The 17,406-nt window shown below is 61.3% G+C and carries 17 protein-coding genes and 1 tRNA gene; 14 read left to right on the top strand and 4 right to left on the bottom strand.

Going from position 1 to position 17,406, the window contains the following annotated elements; translation table 11 throughout:
* Positions 1-184 precede the first annotated feature (184 nt).
* Positions 185-502, top strand: a complete 318-nt coding sequence (locus AC0IXR_RS13100; protein ID WP_471760995.1) for a hypothetical protein — start codon at positions 185-187, stop codon at positions 500-502.
* On the opposite strand, the gene AC0IXR_RS13095 is transcribed toward AC0IXR_RS13100, so the two are convergent.
* Entirely contained in the window at positions 474-1,046 is a 573-nt protein-coding gene (locus AC0IXR_RS13095) for a hypothetical protein (RefSeq protein ID WP_471760994.1), read from the bottom strand. The genes AC0IXR_RS13100 and AC0IXR_RS13095 overlap by 29 nt on opposite strands.
* Positions 1,047-1,321: 275 nt before the next feature.
* Here AC0IXR_RS13095 and AC0IXR_RS13090 point away from each other — a divergent pair, with 275 nt between their 5' ends.
* The 8 genes from AC0IXR_RS13090 (at position 1,322) to AC0IXR_RS13055 (ending at position 8,508) form a co-directional block, all read left to right on the top strand.
* Positions 1,322-2,479 (top strand): hypothetical protein, encoded by a 1,158-nt coding sequence (locus AC0IXR_RS13090; RefSeq protein WP_471760993.1) that lies wholly within the window; start codon positions 1,322-1,324, stop codon positions 2,477-2,479.
* A gap of 10 nt (positions 2,480-2,489) precedes the next feature.
* Positions 2,490-2,876, top strand: coding sequence for a hypothetical protein (locus AC0IXR_RS13085; RefSeq protein WP_471760992.1), 387 nt, complete (start codon positions 2,490-2,492; stop codon positions 2,874-2,876).
* A 72-nt stretch (positions 2,877-2,948) separates the two neighbouring features.
* Positions 2,949-5,597, top strand: a complete 2,649-nt coding sequence (locus tag AC0IXR_RS13080) for a hypothetical protein (protein WP_471760991.1) — start codon at positions 2,949-2,951, stop codon at positions 5,595-5,597.
* Between the two features lie 21 nt (positions 5,598-5,618).
* Entirely contained in the window at positions 5,619-6,449 is an 831-nt protein-coding gene (locus tag AC0IXR_RS13075; protein ID WP_471760990.1) for a hypothetical protein, read from the top strand.
* Between the two features lie 80 nt (positions 6,450-6,529).
* Positions 6,530-7,396, top strand: a complete 867-nt coding sequence (locus tag AC0IXR_RS13070; RefSeq protein WP_471760989.1) for a glycoside hydrolase family 19 protein — start codon at positions 6,530-6,532, stop codon at positions 7,394-7,396.
* Entirely contained in the window at positions 7,396-7,653 is a 258-nt protein-coding gene (locus AC0IXR_RS13065; protein ID WP_471760988.1) for a hypothetical protein, read from the top strand. Before AC0IXR_RS13070 ends, AC0IXR_RS13065 begins: the two co-directional genes overlap by 1 nt.
* Positions 7,653-8,063, top strand: coding sequence for a hypothetical protein (locus AC0IXR_RS13060; protein ID WP_471760987.1), 411 nt, complete (start codon positions 7,653-7,655; stop codon positions 8,061-8,063). Before AC0IXR_RS13065 ends, AC0IXR_RS13060 begins: the two co-directional genes overlap by 1 nt.
* An 85-nt stretch (positions 8,064-8,148) precedes the next feature.
* Entirely contained in the window at positions 8,149-8,508 is a 360-nt protein-coding gene (locus AC0IXR_RS13055) for a hypothetical protein (protein ID WP_471760986.1), read from the top strand.
* Positions 8,509-8,624: 116 nt separating this feature from the next.
* Here AC0IXR_RS13055 and AC0IXR_RS13050 read toward each other — a convergent pair whose 3' ends face one another.
* Together AC0IXR_RS13050 and AC0IXR_RS13045 are read right to left on the bottom strand one after the other, a co-directional pair.
* Positions 8,625-9,455, bottom strand: coding sequence for a hypothetical protein (locus AC0IXR_RS13050; protein WP_471760985.1), 831 nt, complete (start codon positions 9,453-9,455; stop codon positions 8,625-8,627).
* Positions 9,456-9,893: 438 nt separating this feature from the next.
* Positions 9,894-10,145, bottom strand: a complete 252-nt coding sequence (locus AC0IXR_RS13045; protein ID WP_471760984.1) for a hypothetical protein — start codon at positions 10,143-10,145, stop codon at positions 9,894-9,896.
* 181 nt (positions 10,146-10,326) lie between these two features.
* Here AC0IXR_RS13045 and AC0IXR_RS13040 point away from each other — a divergent pair.
* From AC0IXR_RS13040 to AC0IXR_RS13025, 4 genes are all read left to right on the top strand, one after another.
* Positions 10,327-10,402 (top strand) — tRNA-Ile (locus AC0IXR_RS13040).
* Between the two features lie 37 nt (positions 10,403-10,439).
* Positions 10,440-12,251 (top strand): DUF6538 domain-containing protein, encoded by a 1,812-nt coding sequence (locus AC0IXR_RS13035; RefSeq protein ID WP_471760983.1) that lies wholly within the window; start codon positions 10,440-10,442, stop codon positions 12,249-12,251.
* A 467-nt stretch (positions 12,252-12,718) separates the two neighbouring features.
* On the top strand, positions 12,719-13,453 hold the full coding sequence (locus tag AC0IXR_RS13030; protein WP_471760982.1) for a Crp/Fnr family transcriptional regulator: 735 nt from the start codon (positions 12,719-12,721) through the stop codon (positions 13,451-13,453).
* A 288-nt stretch (positions 13,454-13,741) separates the two neighbouring features.
* Positions 13,742-13,942, top strand: a complete 201-nt coding sequence (locus AC0IXR_RS13025; RefSeq protein WP_471760981.1) for a hypothetical protein — start codon at positions 13,742-13,744, stop codon at positions 13,940-13,942.
* 12 nt (positions 13,943-13,954) lie between these two features.
* Here the strand turns inward: AC0IXR_RS13025 and AC0IXR_RS13020 are convergent, their stop codons facing one another.
* The gene (locus AC0IXR_RS13020; protein WP_471760980.1) at positions 13,955-16,687 is read right to left on the bottom strand and encodes a PAS domain-containing protein; all 2,733 of its coding nucleotides are present in this window, start codon (positions 16,685-16,687) and stop codon (positions 13,955-13,957) included.
* A gap of 198 nt (positions 16,688-16,885) precedes the next feature.
* Here AC0IXR_RS13020 and AC0IXR_RS13015 point away from each other — a divergent pair, with 198 nt between their 5' ends.
* Entirely contained in the window at positions 16,886-17,389 is a 504-nt protein-coding gene (locus AC0IXR_RS13015; protein ID WP_471760979.1) for a DNA polymerase ligase N-terminal domain-containing protein, read from the top strand.
* Positions 17,390-17,406 lie beyond the last annotated feature (17 nt).

Raw genomic sequence — 17,406 nt, 5'->3', positions numbered from 1 at the left:
GTCTGGGCCCAAAAGACTGAGCCACAGGCCGCCACAGACCGCAGCGGCTTGAGCGATCATCCATAGCGGGCGGGAGAGGCTGCGAGGCATGCCGAGACGATAGCAGGCGGCCCCGTCGCGGAATAGGCGGGGCTGTGATACGCTCTGTCTATCGCACTTCAGAGCGTCATTCGGGAAGACTATCGTGGGCACCGTGCACATTTGGTCCGAGGTTACCTCCGAGCAGGCGGACCGTAATTTCTTCCTTATGAAGGCGCTTGAGCATACGACCGATGTCGGTCAGGCGATCGCCGACGCTGAGCGTATGCGAGCATATGTCGAGAACGGCATGGACCCGGAGCGGACGAGGCAGCACGGCCCTGCCTCCAGCGACTGGGAGAAGCTCGTTGAGAGCGGCATCGACATGTTGCACGATTTTGATCTTGAAAGGCACTCTGCGACTAAAACAATCACAGAGTTCTTGCAAAAATCATTTAAGGTTTGGCTAGAACAAAAGTCGTGACTACTGGTCGACTGCCCATTCGAGAATTGAGAATTTCCGCGCAATCCAAAACTAATCCAGCGGCAGATTCAACGTCATTCAATAACTGCTGAAGATCGGTTGCCTCGAGTACGGTTTCGGCGTCCCATCCGTTTTTTGCTGCTGGTATGCCGTCGTCAGCGCGCTTGTTTAGCGTGCCGTTCGTGAACTTTAATTCAGCGTGAAGATATCCCCATCTACCATGTATTGCAACGTTTCTGCGTTCTTGGATATTATTAAGAATTGTAAAAGTATTCATCCAAATTTTTTGATCGTTCTCATCAAAGTGAAGCCTTGCAAGCTTTCTAAGAACCTTAATCTTTGCTGCGAATTGCTGCCTGTTAGTGAGTGCGGAATACACTTTCCAATTCGAAATTCCGGACAAATTTATTATAAAAAAATCAAGTGTGCCGTCTATAGCAGATAAAGTAGCTGTAATTTTTCCAAGAACTGCAAATTGCTCCTCGCTCAACGGCGAGAAAAAGTTGAGACCGTAGCCTATACGGGTCGTATTACTTGACGTCATTTTACTGCCTCTAGTCATGATTCGCATTTGAATGATTGCAAGGCATTTTTTGAATCACAACTGATGGCTCTGATTTTCGCACGTTCCACACATCACAGTTTTATCCAGCCCACTTGACCCGACGGGCGAAACACCCGAAACAGCCACCGTCGAGAGACGTGCGCGAGAACTCCGCCGCCCGACCACGGCCCCGCCTCACCGCGGGGCTTTTTCATTCCAGCACCTTCGATGCCGGCCGCTCATCAGGGCGGCCGTTTGCATGTCAGGAGCCCCGCATGCCGGCTTGGCCGCGTTCACGCACTCAGGTGCTCGACGGCTCCGGCCGGCCGTACCTCGACCTGAAGGCGAACTTCTTCAAAGGCGGCACGACCACGCCGCTCGTCGCCTACTCGAACCCTGGACTGACGCAGGCGCACCAACAGCCGGTCGTGGCCGATGCGAACGGGCGATTCCCTCGGGTCTACCTGCCGGACGGCCTCTACGCGGAACAGATCCTCGGCACGAACGGCATCGAGCTTTGGTACGACGACGGCCTCGGCGTAGCCGTCCCGGTCGTGGACCCGGTCAACCCGACGCCCACGCCGGATGCGGCCTCTTACTTCGGCACTGGCGACACGAAGTGGCGCATTGACGGGGCCATCCTGCCGGGCTGGGTCCGGATGAACGGCAACTCGATCGGGAACGCCAGCTCCGGAGCATCGGAACGAGCCAACGCCGATACGTCCGCCCTGTTCGCATATATTTACAACAACTTCGGTGACCAGTTCGCGCCAGTGATCGGCGGGCGTGGGACGAGCGGTGCAGCGGCAGATTTCGCCGCCGGTAAATCGATCATCGTTCCCAGCATGCAAGGGCGGCTCGCGGCCGGCCTCGATGACATGGGCGCTTCGCAAAGCCGGGTGATGCAGACCATCGTTGCGATGGCCCTCACGGCGGGATCGAACATCGCCAACGTGAGCGACGCAACTCGGATCGCGCTCGGCATGTTCGTCTACGCTGCCGGGGTCTCTAACGGGACGCAGGTCGTTGGCATCGCCGGCAACACGCTTACGCTTTCCAGCAATGCAGCGCCCAACTCGACAGGCACGGTGACGGCCCGGCTCGGGTTCCTCAACGCCCAGCAAATTGGCGAGATCGGCGGAGATTTCCTCACCTTCCTCAATACCTCGAACCTGCCCGTCGCAATGCCCGGCGGCACGGCGGTCTACGATGCCCCCGCCGATACCGACAAGACGTACTCGGCCTTGGCGAGCTTGGACTATGGCGACGGTGGTACAACGGTGAAGGTGGACGGCATTTGGCGGAACGTGGCGGACACCGTCACCGATCAGCCTCCTATCAATCTCACCGTTTCGATCTCGAACCCGAATGGTGGACGGCCCGCGAGCAACCTGCCCCCGGTGCGCCTCGGCACCTTCTACATGAAGCTGTGAGGGCGGACCGATGGCCTTCCTGAACAGCCTCGGCACCGTCTCCCGCGGCGGGCAGTGGCGACTTCGACGCGTCTTCCGCTCTGCCTGCGCTGACGGTCGCCTCGACCTATCCGATGACGGTCTGATCGACTTCTCATCGGCCTCCGCGCTGGTGATGACGGTGATTGCACGTCCCTCAAGCGGGAACTTCTGCACGACCTTCCACGACTTTACGCCGGTCCTGACGGCAAGCCTCGCCGATGGCTCCCTGTTCGTCTCGAACCCCGGCATCGTCGAGGCGCTGTTCTCGGCGCCGATGATGAGCCGGGTCCGCCCCGGCCTCTACGATGTCCGTCTCGTCGTCACGATCGGTCCGGAGACGGCCGAGATCCTGAACGAGCCCGTCGAAATTCGCTGACCTGAGCGACTGTCTGAACCCGTTCCGCCCGCCCTCACCCGGCGGGCTTTTTCATGCCCGGAGCGCATCCGCATGCTCGGCTCATCTGCCCTGCCCACCTTTCCGATCAATGTCGTGCCCGGCCAGGGTATCGACGTCTCCCGCAGGAACGGAAGGTTTCGGTTCGACCTGAACGACGGGACGGTCCGCACGGGCGGGTCCGGTTCACTCTTCACCGCCGCGACCTCACTCGGTGACGCGACCCTGAAGTATGGCCTCGGCCTGGTCCTTCTGGCTGACCGCAATTTCAGGGGTGCTCCACGGCTCAAGGTCGATGACAACGCTGCGAAGCCATGGCTCGACGTCGCCGGCCAGCCGCTCACCCGCGTCCGGGAAGGTTGGCTCTACCGGCTGACCTTTGATCCGGATCTGGACGCCTTCCGTTCAGACTCGCCGATCCTTTTCGGGAACGACGATCTTGCGCATGCCCCTGCCGAAACGCTGAAGGGCAACAAGGGCGAGGGCAATGCCGACCTATCGACGGTTGAGGTGCGATCCCTCTTGGCTGTCGACCGCCTGCCCAACAAAACCGAAGACGAGATGGTCGCGGAGGGGGCGATCTCCGAAGCTCTGGCGGACAAGGCAACCGCTGCCGAGGTGTCATCGCTCGCCGACGTGGTTGCGACCAAGGTAAACGACGACGACGTCTCCCGGATTATTGGTCCCATCGCCGCCCGAACTGTAACGGCGGAAACCACCATCCTCGAGATCAGCGACCAGGTGAGCGCCCTGCTCGCCGCGCAGGGTGGCGGCTTCATCGGCGCAAAGACCTGGGCTGAGCTTGCGACCCTGACAAGCACGGTCGTCGGTGCGCTCGCGGAAGTCCCGGAAAGCGATACCGGCACGCACACCGATCCGGTCACGGGCGCTATCAACACGCCGAACTCGGGCATCTTCTCCTGGTCTCAGACCCCGCCGGGCTGGGGGCGACTGCGCCCGAACGAGATTGCCGCCCTGAAGGCTGAGGTGGCTCGCATTGAGGAAGCCGCCCTCGGCCTCGCGCTCCTCAGTGAGTCCTATGCCGATGGCGAATTGGCTGCAGACGGCAAAACGCTCCTCGTCGGCTATCGTTACGACGGCACCGTCGACGTTGCCGACACCTATTCGATTTTGGACGATCGGTACCGCTACGCCGAGACGTCCGCTGACGGCACGGTCATGTGGGGCGTCGGCCACGACGGGGTGTTCACCGCCACTGAAACGTTGCCCTTCCTGAACTCGGAATGGCTCTACGCCGACCTTTGCGAAGACGGCACCTCCGTCTTCCGTGGCATCCGCTTCGACGGCTCGTCCTACCCCGGCAGCGCGGGCAGCGGCAGCCAGGTCACGGCCTGGACGAATGGCGCAGAAGTCGCGGTCCTCAAGAATGGCCGCCGCGTCCCTCTGACTTTCGGCACGCCTCCGGGCACCGTCAACGTCAGTCCGACCGCGACCGCAACTAAGGCCACCTATCTCGTCGACAACGGGCTGACGGTGACGGTCTACGAAGAGGATCTGACCTGCACCACGTCGCTGATCCCAACCGTCACCCGTCTGTTCCACATCATCGGAATCGGCCAGTCCAACCGCGACGGCGTCGGCTCGCCGGCAACCCACAAGGGGCCCGTCAATCCCGGCCGCGCGGTCATGTTCAACGCGGGTGACAAGGTTCGCGGCCCTCTCGCGACCGACCTCGCTGAGACCCCGCTTAACCGCGACCACATTCAGACGATCGTGGACGCCTATGAAATTGCTTCTTCCGAAAGCCCTTCGATGGGGTTCGTGTGGGGGATCACTCAGCCGGGTCGGCTCGCCGCCACGGACGGCGCGCTGATTTCCAGCCACGCCATGGGCGGCCAGCCTTTCTCCGCCATTCGCAAGGGCGGCACACGGCCGAATATCTGGGCCAACATGCTGGTGGCGCAGAAGCGCGCCCGGATCATGGCTGCGGTCAACGGGCTCCCCTACGTGCCGTTCGTCCACCTCACTCATGGTGAGGCTGACCGTTCAGCCCTGGCCGGCGTGTACGGCGCCAACATGCTGACGCTGTGGGATGACTGCCTCGCCGGCTTCGGGGTGCCCACCAAGATCGTCATGAGCCAGATGGGCGCGTTCACCGCCTATGGCTTGACTACGTCGGAAGTCCCTCTCGACCAGCTTAGCGTGGCGCTGCTGTATCCGGAGAAGTTCGGGTGCTCCGGGCCGCAATATACGCTTCAGCGGAACGTCGACGACGGCATTCACATCGTCAAGCAGTCCCGCCAGGGGAGCTACGACGCTCGCACGGCCGACCGCATGCTGAAGGGCCTCGATGCCCGGCCGCTACATGCCACCGGGTTCGTTAAGAGCAGCGCCACCGTCTACCGCCTGCCGATGTACGTCCCGGTTGGTGCTCTGACCTTGGACACGACGACCGTCAGCGACCCTGGCAACTACGGCATCTCGTGGAACCAGACCGGCGGCACAGCCCGCACGATCTCCTCCGTCGCTATCAGCGGCAATGACATCGTCGTCACCCTTTCCGGCGATCCGGGCGCCTTCACCGCCGCTCACATCGGCATCGCCCTCTACGGCGCTGTCGATGCCCATGCCGGCCCCACGACGGGCGCCAGGAGCTGTTTCCGCGACGAGGCCACAGACCTCGATATCGATGGCGTCCCGATGCCGAATTGGGCCTGCCACCAGCGCATCACCGTCCTCTGATCACATAGGGAAACCCTGAAAATGCCCGTCGGCCGTTTCAAAATCCATCGTGGCGTGACCGCTCCGATTGCAGGGGGCGCATTGCCCCAAATCATCGTCGACCCCGTCGATAGCGCTCTGCTCAGCATCGTCGATGCTCAGGGTGTCCCCCTGCTGCGCTACGACGTTCGTCCCACCGAGCTGGCTCCGTCGCCGTCCACCACCCTCACCGGCAAAGACCGGGTCTCCGGTAAGACGATCGTCCAGACCCGCACGGCTGGTTCCATCACGCCTTCGGACGCACGCTTCAATGGACAGCCCGTCATCGAGTTCGGGGCGGGCTCTGGGGCCAGCGCCAACTTTTCGTCAGACCTTCGCATCGACGCTCCGCCGACTGCGTCCTTCACCGGATTTGTCGTCGCGGCCATTGCGCCTTCCCTTAAGGCCACGCCGACCACCGCGCATCTCGTGTCCCTGACCAGGGGGTCCAGTATCTTTGCTTATCTGCGGTTGCTCAGCACTGGTAACATCCTCTTTGGCAACTCGGTCTCTCCCGCGCAGTCTGCCTCGATCCAGGTGGCCAACGTTCCCGCTGCCGACGTCCCCTTCGTGGTTGCCTACTCGTACAACCGCACGACCAACAAGGTGAGAATCTACCTCAACGGCGTGTTCGTCACCGAAGGTACCGCGACCACGGCCCCTATCGAGACCGACGCCGCCGTGAAGATCGGGATCGGCGGTGTTGCTGGGCAGTCCACGGGCCTGGGTTGGGTAGGCCCTATCGGTCGCATGCCAATGTTCGAGACCGAGCTGTCCGCCGCACAGGTGGCAACGGTCTCAGCCGCCCTGAAGCTCAAGTTCGCCATCCCGTAGATCAGCTGACGCGACCCGCACCCATCCGTCCGTCCGCCGCCTCTGGGCGGTTTTTTTATGCCCGCCTCCTGGAGTTCTACATGACCTCGTCCACCGACGCGGGTGCTTTCGCACGCCTGGACCGCGATCGCTTCTTCGCATCGATCCGATCGCTGTTCGGCTCGTTCACGCAGAACCAGGTCGACGGGCTGAACCGCCTGCTCGACGCGTTCCTGCTGCACGCGCTCCTGCTCGATCGCCGGCATCTCGCCTACATCCTGGCGACGAGCTTCCATGAGACGGGCCGGCGCATGATGCCGGTCCGCGAGGGGTTCGCCACCTCGGATGCCGCCGCCCGCAAGGCGGTGGCCAGCCTTTACGCCAAGGGGAAGATCAGCCGGAACTATGCCCTGCCGAACTCGCGGGGCCTGTCCTTCTACGGTCGCGGCGATGTGCAGCTCACGCACGAGGCGAACTACGCTGCGATGGGTAAGCTGCTCGGCATCGATCTGGTCGGGAATCCTGACCTCGCGCTCGATCCAGCCACCTCGGCACAGATCCTCATCGAGGGCGTGACACGCGGCGTGTCGATCAAGGGCGACTTCACCGGCAAGGCGCTCGAAGACTACATTGCCGGTGACCGCTGCGATTACGTTGGGGCCCGCCGCACCGTGAACGGCACGGACAAGGCCGCTATGATCGCAGGCTATGCCGTGCGCTTCGAGGCGGCCCTCGTCGCCGGCGGGATGCCGCTGACTGCCGCCCGCCTGCCGAATGCGCTGGGCGTGCCCGTCCCCGCCGTTGTGTCAAATGGAATGGCATCCAGCGCAACGAAACAGCCCGTTGTGTCAAATAAACCGGCCGTTCCCGCATCAAAACCGGCCAATCCTGCAACCGCGGCGCCCGCTCCCGCCCCGCTCGGTTTCTGGGCCCGGCTGCACGCCGCTCTCTCGCGAAAGGCAGCCTGATGCCTCGTCGCCGATTCCGCACGCGTGTGCGCGCTTGGCTGTCCAAGCTGAAGGGCTGGCGGGTCTACCTCGCCGCCCTCGTCCTGGCGCTGCCCGAGATCCTCGACGGTCTCGGCGTCGTCGACTTCGCCGCCTACCTGCCGCCGGCGGTCGCCGCGCGCGTCGGGCTCGGACTGGCTGTCGGCCGCCTGGTGCTCGCGCCCTACCTGCGCACCCTCGCCGCCGCGAAGGCGCCGCCCGCCGGAGATCTGCGCTGATGTGGAGCTTCCTCGCCAAGCTGCTGCTCGGTCTGCCGGGCCTCGCCGACGGCCTGTTCGGCTACCTCAACAAGCGGTCGGACAGTACGGTCCTGGTCAATGGCCAGAACGTCGCCGCCGACGTCTCGGTCGGACAGGCGCAGCTTGCTGCCTATGTCGAGGAGCGAAAGGTGATCGCGGCCGAGCGCGCTGCGCAGCACCTCTCGCCCTGGACGGCCTGGATGATCCCGACGGCGTTCGGGCTCTGCATGATCCACTTCGGCGCGATCGTCCTCGACTCGACCTTCCTGTTCAACTGGCGCGTGGCGAAGCTGCCGACGCCCTACGATCAGATGGAATGGTCGATCGTCATGGCGGTGATCGGTGTCGCCGGCATCGCTGGGGCCGTCCGCAAGGTCTTCTCGAAGTAGCACCCCTCCCCTGAGGAGGGGGAGGGTCACTGATCCAGCGCGACCGGAACACCGGCGCGCCACCGCGCCCGTGGGGGCTTGCATCATGGACACCTCGTTCCTCTCGGGCGGCCCGATCACTTGGGCCACCCTCTTCGCGTTCGCAGCCTTCGTGGTTGGACTGCTGAAGGCGGTCGACTGGATCGCCGGGAAGCTCAAGATGCGAGAGAAGGAAGCCGTCAGTCCGCTGGTGCTCGACCTCGCGTCAGTGAAGCTCAACGTCGAACGTCAGGGCGACGCACTGAACGCCTTCAAGGTCGAAGTCGCGCAGAAATACGTGACCGGCGACGTCATCACCCGCCTCGAGGGTCGGATCGACGGCATGGTGTCCTCGGTACGGGAAGAGATGCGCGCGACGCGCTCCGAGCTGCTCGATGCGGTGCTCCACGGGCGGCCGCAGCGGTAGCCGTCCCCGCTATCCACCGTCGTCCACCGTGCGCCCCGGAGCTTCGGCTCCGGGATTTCCGGCGTTAGTGCCAAGCAATTTTGAGTTAATGCAATCTCTTAGCCTCGGCAAACGTTTCAGTCAAATCCAAATATTTTCTTAATTTCCTTGACCTGCTTTCTGTACTCAGCCGAATGACTGTATCCCTTTGAAAGATTCATGTTTCTGATGAATAGATTCAATATTTTACTCCTATCTATATCCCCACCTTGCTCACTTATGGTCATTTCTTTGAATAAATTTCCTGAATCATAGTGTTCTCGCACTGCGTCGTTTGCATCGACGCCCTCATGAGCCCCGCCAATGAGGTTGCGCAGTTCCGGAGAGAGGTCTTCTTTTTTAAAGGTGATGGAGTGGCTTAAATGCCCAAGGTTGCTGGAAACTCCAGGGTAGTAACTCCATAATACAATAAGATTTAGAAACTGAAATTTTTCTACATGTATGTTATAATACCTAGCCCTTGGTATAACCAAGGGCTCATCCGCTCCTGTAACAAAAACACTATAATAAAGTATGAATGATTTGTTATTGTAGCTATCGAGCGTAATTTCAGTTTCTGTTTCTCGGCTCCGGGCAATGTATTTGGGAAAATTCAGATCTAAGCATCTGCGCGAAAACAGATGCGCTCCTCGATTTGCTAGCTTAATTCCTCGGGTAAAATGATATCTTGGAAATTCGAACTCGCCGCTGTGCAATTGAATTTCATGCGTTATGCAGTTTACTTCAGGCATTGCAGGCGACAAATGGACGGAGTACTTTTGTTGCTTTAATGGCTTGTCAATGACGACATTGATTCCAATACGAACATTTTCTGATGAATCAAAAATTCCGTCGGCGTGCTTGAAAAAGATAAGTAAATCTCCGCATTTTCGCTGTTCGACAGAAAAGACCTCCCGCGGAACGTTCATTACCGAAAAGCAAAATCGGACTCTCGGGTGGTTTGGCATGTGAATAGCTTCGCTTCCAATGGCGCGCAACTCTTCGGCCCAGCAAGGATGCCGAAGGTTGAATTTGATCTCGTAAGAGAATATACTTGATCAGTGATGCAGCGGCGGGGAAAGCGGACCCGCAGGGGAAGGGCGATCCTGTAGGCTCATATCGCAGACCCGAGGCACGGCACACGAGACCCGAAGTCTGCCAAATATCGGACACGAGCCTATTGAGCCGGGGTAGCGACCGGCCTGCATCAACGATACGAAGCCGCGGTAAGCAAAATCCGTGGCCGCTGGACAAAAACGCGGACGTTCAGACATAGTATCGGCACCATCAAGTGAGTCGCATCGCTGATGGTGAATAGGTTGCGCTGTTTCTACAAGCGACGGCCTAAAATTTAAGCCCGGCCGCCGTCATGGCGTGCCGGGCTTTTTCACGTCCAGGTCTATCCGGCGAGGCCAGTCTGGGCGGGTGGTGATCTCCTTGCCGCCACACGCTGAACAGCGCAGGCGCAGGGCGATGTCGGGGATGAAGAGATTGTCCGGCATGTCGCCGAACGGGATCGTCGCCTCGTGGCCGCACATGCAGGACGCCTCGACGCCCGTCACACCGTTCGCCTTGGCGTTGGCGATGTCCATCGGCTTCAGCTCGGTGCCGTCGCGCATGTAGGATCGGCGAGGATTTCGGCGGGGCGGCATCGTGCGAAGGTAGCCGAGGACGGCGAAAGGCGCTTGCCGAAATCGGCACCTGCGGTTACCTCAGAGAAGGGTTTCTGTAGCGGTTTCTGTAGCCAGCCGGCGCCGGCCGTGACAGTATCCCCACTAAGCCGTTGCAATGAAACGGTTTGGGCCTGTAGCTCAATGGTTAGAGCCGACCGCTCATAACGGTCTGGTTGCAGGTTCGAGTCCTGCCGGGCCCACCACTTGCCTTCTAAGTGCCTGTGGTGGCACAAGATACTGATGGAAAACAGCTTCTCAGATGCGACTGTGACACACGACTGTGACACATCGAGCGGTGAACCTGTGGCCCACCACCCCAATCTCACGACCCGCGAAGGCACGTACTATCTCCGCATGCGGGTGCCGGTGGATATCGCCCGTGACGTCGGGCGGTCACATCTCGTTCGCAGCCTTCGGACGAAGGATCGGCGCGTCGCGCTTACCCGGTTTCGCATCGAGCAAGCGCGGCTGGAACGAGAGTGGGAGACCGTGAGGCGGCAGCGCTCAGAAATCGCTCATACGCGGCAGCTTCTCGCATACGGCCGCCTAGAGAGGCTGGCACCGCGCGAAATCGAAGACCTTGCCATCCGGTGGTTCGAAGAAGCCGTGCAACAAGTTGCACGCTCGCCCGAAGAGAGAGACGAGCTGCGTTTTGTGGATTGGGAGACGGTCCTGGCCGATGCGCGGGCAGAGGGCCAAATCCTCGAAAGTCCTCGGCCGGACGATTACCTCGAAGCGGTACGGGCGACGACAGATCAAATTCTACTGCGCGCTGGCATGCCTCCGGAGCCGCACGGTCCTGGAAAGCTGCGCCGTTCGGTGCGCCGGCCGAACGTCGACTGGAACGGTGATCCCTACCGCCGACTGGCAAGCGTGGTGCGGCGCGCCATGCTCGCGCTCAACGCCCGACAAGTGGCCGCCCTCGCGGGCAGCACCGGTAGCAAAGGCGATCCACTCTTCGACGGCACGCCGCGACCTGATGCGCAGCCGAAACGGACGCTGGACGATCTCATCCGCGCTTTCGAAAGCGACCCCGGTCGGGGCGCGCGTACCGGGAAGACGAATGCGGACTATGGGATGGTCTTCCGCGCCCTCCGAGAGTTGGTTGGTACGGACATGGACGTTACAGGGCTCTCGCGCGACCACGCTAAGCAGGTTCGTGACCTGTTCCGGGCGCTACCACCGAATGCGACGAAGCGGTTCCCCACCTTTTCGCTGGCCCACGCTGCCGAGACTGCAAAGCGTGAAGGGCTGGCTCCGCTCAACACCCAGACCGTGAACTCCCACATCACGAAGATGGCAACGCTCTTCAATTGGGCCGTCCGGGAGGAGTGGTTGAGCAAGAACCCCGCCGCTGGGCTAACGATTGAGGAAGCCCCCCAGGCGAAGCGGGAGCCGTTCTCGCTTCAACAAATGCGGGCCATTTTCAACGCACCGCTCTACACCGGATGCACTGACGACGAGATAGGCTACGCCAAGGTTGGTCCTCTCCGCCCACGCCGTGCGCGATTTTGGGTGCCAATCCTGAGCCTGTTCCATGGGCTTCGGCTGAATGAGTGCTGCCAGCTTGTACCGGATGACATTGCGGAGCGCGACGGCGTAGCGGTGATCCTAGTTCGGGCCGCCGAAGCCTCACAGCGGGTTAAGAGCAAGGCGGGAACCCGCATCGTCCCGCTACACCCTGAAATCCTCGCCATGGGGTTTCTCGACTTCGTAGCGGACGCTCGAAAAGCGTCCCAAGGTAGGCTGTTCCCAGAGTTGAGCGCGGATAGCCGTGGATACTTCTCCGACGCATTTCAGAAATGGTTCGCTCGCTTTTTGAAGAGTTGCGGCGCAGCGAAAGCCTCGACCACTTTTCACTCCTTCCGACACGGCTGGGCCGACCGGCTCCGTGAGGCTGGCGTTCCGGAAGACCGGCGACGGGCTCTCGGCGGATGGGCTGATACCGGAGTAGATGCCGGCTACGGACGAGGCTTCCCGACGAAAATGCTCGCCGACGACATTGCAAGCGTCAAATTCCCAGGACTTTCTCTCGAACACTTAAGGATCTGAGCGGCTAGTGGTCCAATTCTAACAATTGGTATCATCCGCTCCCGAACCTTGTCAGACCCTGGGAAGGTCTGCTTCCCGGTTGCTTGGTGGGCGGCGACCCAAGACCGGTTGGGTGGATTGCCGTCAGTCCGCTTTGAGTCAGCGATCCATGGAAGCGGACATCGTCGGTGAGCCTGCTATCGACCCCTTACAGACCCTCGGAAGGTCTGCTTGCAGACTCTTGGTGAGGCAGTGTTTCAAGCCTGGATCGGGTTATATTATTGCCAGTCTGCGTTCGGACGAAAAACTTAGCTGAGCAGCCATTCGCCTTTTATCGCAGTTCCACGTCGCCCTTAAGCGTTACTAACGTATGATGGTACGCATGGACAGTTACTGCGTTATGTTGAAAAAATCGTCAGCCGTTCCGACACAGGTGCTGATGCCTGGGAGAGCCGCGCGCTTCCGCCTGCAATGCAAGGCGAAGCCACATGGCCTCGATGTCTTCCCAGTTCTTACAGCCGATGATCACCAAGCTGGAGAGCATCTCCCCCCTCACGGAGGAGGAGCGCCAAGCCGTCGAGAGCTTGCCCGTCAAGGTTCAAGCCCTCAAGGCGGATCTCGACATTATTCGCGATGGCGATACGGCCAAGCAGTGCTGTCTCATCCTCGATGGCTGGGCCTTCCGCTACAAGTTTTTAAGCGAGGGTAAGCGCCAGATCTTCTCGTTCCACATCCCCGGTGACATCCCAGATTTGCAGAGCCTGCACATCCCACGGATGGATCACAGCCTCGCCACGATGACGGATGCTACCGTGGCCTTTATCCCTCACGAGGCAATGAGGGATCTCACCTACCGCTTCCCACGCCTCGCCGCCGTGCTCTGGCGCGACACGCTGGTGGATGCAGGGATCTTCCGTGGGTGGATGGCGTGCATGGGCCGGCGTTCGGCCTATGAGCATCTCGCCCACCTCTTCTGCGAACTGTACCTAAAGCAGGAAGCCGTGGGCTTGGCGAGCGAGCATCGCTGCTCTTTGCCGATGACGCAGACTGACCTCGGGGACGCCACCGGCCTCTCGAATGTGCACATCAACCGCACGCTGCAAGAGATGCGGGCTAACGGGCTCATTACCCTCCGTAGCGACACGCTGGTCATTCAGGCCTGGGATGAACTTGTGCGCGCTGCCGAGTTTGATGAGACCTACCTACACCTGAGAAAACGATGAGCCTGCATCTCTCCTGCCGCTGCAAGTCATACGACGCTGGCGGTAATCCCTCAGATCCATACACCCATCCCTTCGCAGGTAGAGGTAGCACCTCAGTGGCCGACCATCAGCCCCGCCCAGCCATGGTGGGGTCTTTTGCCTCTGCCTTGCAGCGGGACTTGGATGTCACTCACGCACATCTTAACTCATGATAGGAACTTAACGCTCTCAGCACACCTTGATAATCTTGGTATCAGCTTCTTCAGCCCGTTGAACTGATCGACCAGACAGCATCGCTAGGGCGTTCATATGTCGGACGCCGAAGGCGAGGATCCTATGCCTTTTCTCCAGAATCAGTTGCTCTACTCATCAACCGCAAACGCAACCGAGCGAAATCTCGGTCAGAAGCTGCGCGCTATGTATGATGCCCTGCCGACCGAGCCGCCATCCGAGGAGCTTGGTGACCTGTTGCGTCGCCTCGATGAATCGCTCGGAAGCCAGGCCGAGTAGCCTGTCTCGCCTCTAGTGGACCTGAGGCGTATCCTCGGCCTTCAAGCCGCTTAGCGGCGCGTCGATCGTGCAGATGACGCCCGTTATCGGGTAGGACAGGTCCACCTCGCCGCCAAAGCTCCCAGCTAGTCCGCGGCCGATCAGCCGGGACCCGAAGCCCGTCCGTGTCGGTGGAACGACTGGGGGGCCACCTTCTTCCGACCACTGCAAGGTACAGCGGGACTCGTCCTCTTCTTGGCGAATTTCCCAGACCAGCGAGACTTTGCCCTGGGCCGTCGAAAGCGCGCCGTACTTGGCCGCGTTGGTAGCGAGCTCGTGCAGGATCAGCGACAGCGACATCGCCGCTTTGGACCCAACGGTTAGGACCGGCCCATCCAGGACGAAGCGGCCCGGGTTGTCTTGATGGGTCCGCAGGGCGCTCTCGATCAGCGTCCGGATCGGCGCAGCCCCGAGCTCACCGCCAAGAAGTAGATCGTGTGAGTTGCCAAGCGCGATGAGGCGCCCTGCCAGAACATCTCTGGCGGTGTTGACGTCGGTCGCTGTCCGCATGGTCTGTGTGGCGATGGCCTGCACCATCGCCAGCATGTTCTTCATGCGATGACCAAGTTCGAGGTTCAGCGTCTTCTGCCGGTCCTCCGCCTCGATCCGTGCCAGCGCCGCGCGGGTCCGGTCCGCGATGTTGTTGGCGAAGCTGATCTCCTCGGGTTTCCAGGCGTATGGCTGGGCCTTGAGCGCGAACAGCATGGCCACGAACCGGCCGTGCTCCATGATCGGGAGGTTCAGCAGAGAGCGCACATGGATGGCCGCGAGGGTATCTGCATCATCCGCCGTACGGGGATCACCGGCGACATCGTCGATGACCACGGCTCGCCCGACTTTCAGGTTGTCGATGTAGGTGCCGTAATCGCGGAACCCGTGCACGCCCCCGAGGCTCGGTATCCCCGGAGTGGTCCAGCCTTCTCCGACGGCGATGGTTTCCCTGTCGTGGTCCACTGCGCCGTAACCGCCATGGGAAAGCCCGAGCGTACGGCCCAGGATCTCGGCCGCCATCCGCGCGATCTCAACCCGGTCGTTCATATTGCGAAGTCGGTCGCCCAGTTCGGCAAGTGCAGCTCGCCGTGCCTCGGCCTGCTTGCGTTCCGAGACGTCGATGAACATCGCCGCAAAGCGCTGCTCCGTCTCGCGGTAGGCGCGGACCTCGAAGATGCGGCCGAGCTCCGGCACTGAAATCTCGAAGACCTCCGGGATACCCGTGTCGACAACCCGACCGTAGGTTTGGATGGGCCAATCGGGAAGGCTCGGAATGACTTCGCGGACGGTGCGTCCCACGGTCTCCACGGGTAGCCCGGATTGCGAGGCAAAGGCTGGGTTGATCTCCACGAAGCGGTAGTCGGTCGCCCGTCCTTCCTCATTGCGTATGATCTCGCCGCTGAAGAACCCCTCCTGCATGCCCTCGAACAGGCCGCGCCAGCGCTTCTCGCTCTCGGCGACTTGCAACTCGGAAGCCCGTTGCGCGGTCACATCCCGCGAGACCACGAGCAAGCGTTCCGGTTGGCCATCAGCTCCGCGAATGGGCGTGATCTGAACATCCCACCATTTCAACGTGCCCCTGAGCGTGGGCGCCGGTCCCTGAAAGTGTCCTGTGCCGCCAGCCAGAGCCGTCCAAAAGGCAGCCATGGCGTCCGCATGGGCTTGGCCCTGCCAGAAGGCGGTCCACTCGCGCCCCCTGAACTGATCGAAGTCGTCGGCCTCCATGACACCGAGGCCGCCTTCGTTCATGAAGATCAGCCTGCCGTTGGGATCGAGCACCTTGATGCAGTCGGCCGAAGACGACAGCACGCTGCGCATGAAGGCGGCGTCCGCCTGTTCCTTGGCCGCGGCGTTCCGCTGGGCCGTACGGTCGCGCAGGACCTTAATGAAGCCCTCATGCCGGCCGTCCTCGTCGCGGAGAGGCATCATCTCGCCGTTGGCCCAGAACCGGCTACCGTCCTTGCGCACGTGCCAGCGCTCGTCCGCCCCGCGCCCATGCAACAGGGCGGCACCCATTTCCTTCTCGGGGATGCCCTCCGCCACGTCCTCCTCGGTGAAGAACACGTGGGCCGGCTTGCCGCACATCTCCGCCTCGTCCCAGCCGAGGATCTGTTCGGCACCGGGGGACCAACTCGTCACCGTGCCATCGAGGTTCATGGAGACGATGGCGTAGTCGATGGCGCTCTCCAGGATCGCCTTGTTGCGCCGGTCGCTCTCACGGCGTTGCCGGAGGGAGCGGCGTAGCTCCAGGGTGGTCACGACCTGATGCGCCAACGTGCGCAGCACGAACGCTTGGGAAGCCGTCAGCTTGTTCGGTTTGGTGTCGAGGACGCAGAGCGCCCCGAGGGAGACGCCATCCGAGGTGCGGAGGGGGGCACCGGCATAGAAGCGAGCCCGCGGTCCACCAGTCACCAAGGGATTGCCCGAGGTGCGGGGGTCCTTCGTCAGGTCCTCGATCTCGAACACGTCGTCCTGCTGCACCGTATGGGTGCAGATCGACTGCGACAGCGGCGTCTCGCTCCGCCCGAAACCGGTCTCCGCCTTGAACCACTGGCGGTCGTTGTCGCGGTCGAGAAGCGAGATCAGCGAGACGGGCATGCCGCAGACCTCGGACGCCACCTTCACGATGTCATCGAACTCGGCCTCGGCCGGCGTATCGAGGATGGCGTAGGTGGCCAACTCGGCCTGATTCCCCGCGGGAGGGCGTTCGCTCATGTGGTCTATAATCGTTCTCTTTGGCTGTTAGGCACTCTCTGGCCTTAAACGCCTAAGCTGACAATGGAATTTGATACCTCCTCATGCGAATGCAGCTTTTTCGGCTCCCACGTCTGAAGCAAATGAACCGCCCGGATTGGCAACTGAGCCGGCGTATTGCCTATTCCTATCCTTCCACGACCCAAGGAGTAGCCATCAATGTCTGCCCCCCTGTCTTTCTACGTGCAGAAACATGCAGCAAGCCGACTTCACTACGACTTCCGGCTGGAACTGGATGGCGTGCTGAAAAGCTGGGCCGTGACCCGTGGGCCGAGTCTGGTAGCTGGCGAACGTCGCCTCGCTGTTCAGGTCGAGGATCATCAACTCGGCTACGGAAGCTTCGAGGGAGTCATTGGCGAGGGCAGCTATGGAGCCGGTACGGTGCTGCTCTGGGACCGCGGCATCTGGGAACCTGAGGGCGATCCGAACCAGGCGCTGAGCGTCGGCTCTCTTTCGTTCACCCTGCAGGGAAGCAAGCTGATGGGTCGTTGGCGGCTGCGCCGGATGAAACCCCGTTCGCGCGATCGGCATGTCTCGTGGCTGCTCATCAAGGCGGACGACGCAGCAGCATGCGGACCGAATGTTCCAGATATTTTAGAGCAGGAACCGCGATCGGTAGCCTCGGGTCGCACGATCGAGGAGATTGCCGCCTCGGCACTTTGAGAGTTCTAGCTGAGAGC

It is taken from the genome of Methylobacterium sp. AC832 (genome assembly GCF_979256025.1).
Note: the sequence above shows the minus strand (reverse complement) of the source record. Positions and strands in the feature narration are given on the sequence as shown.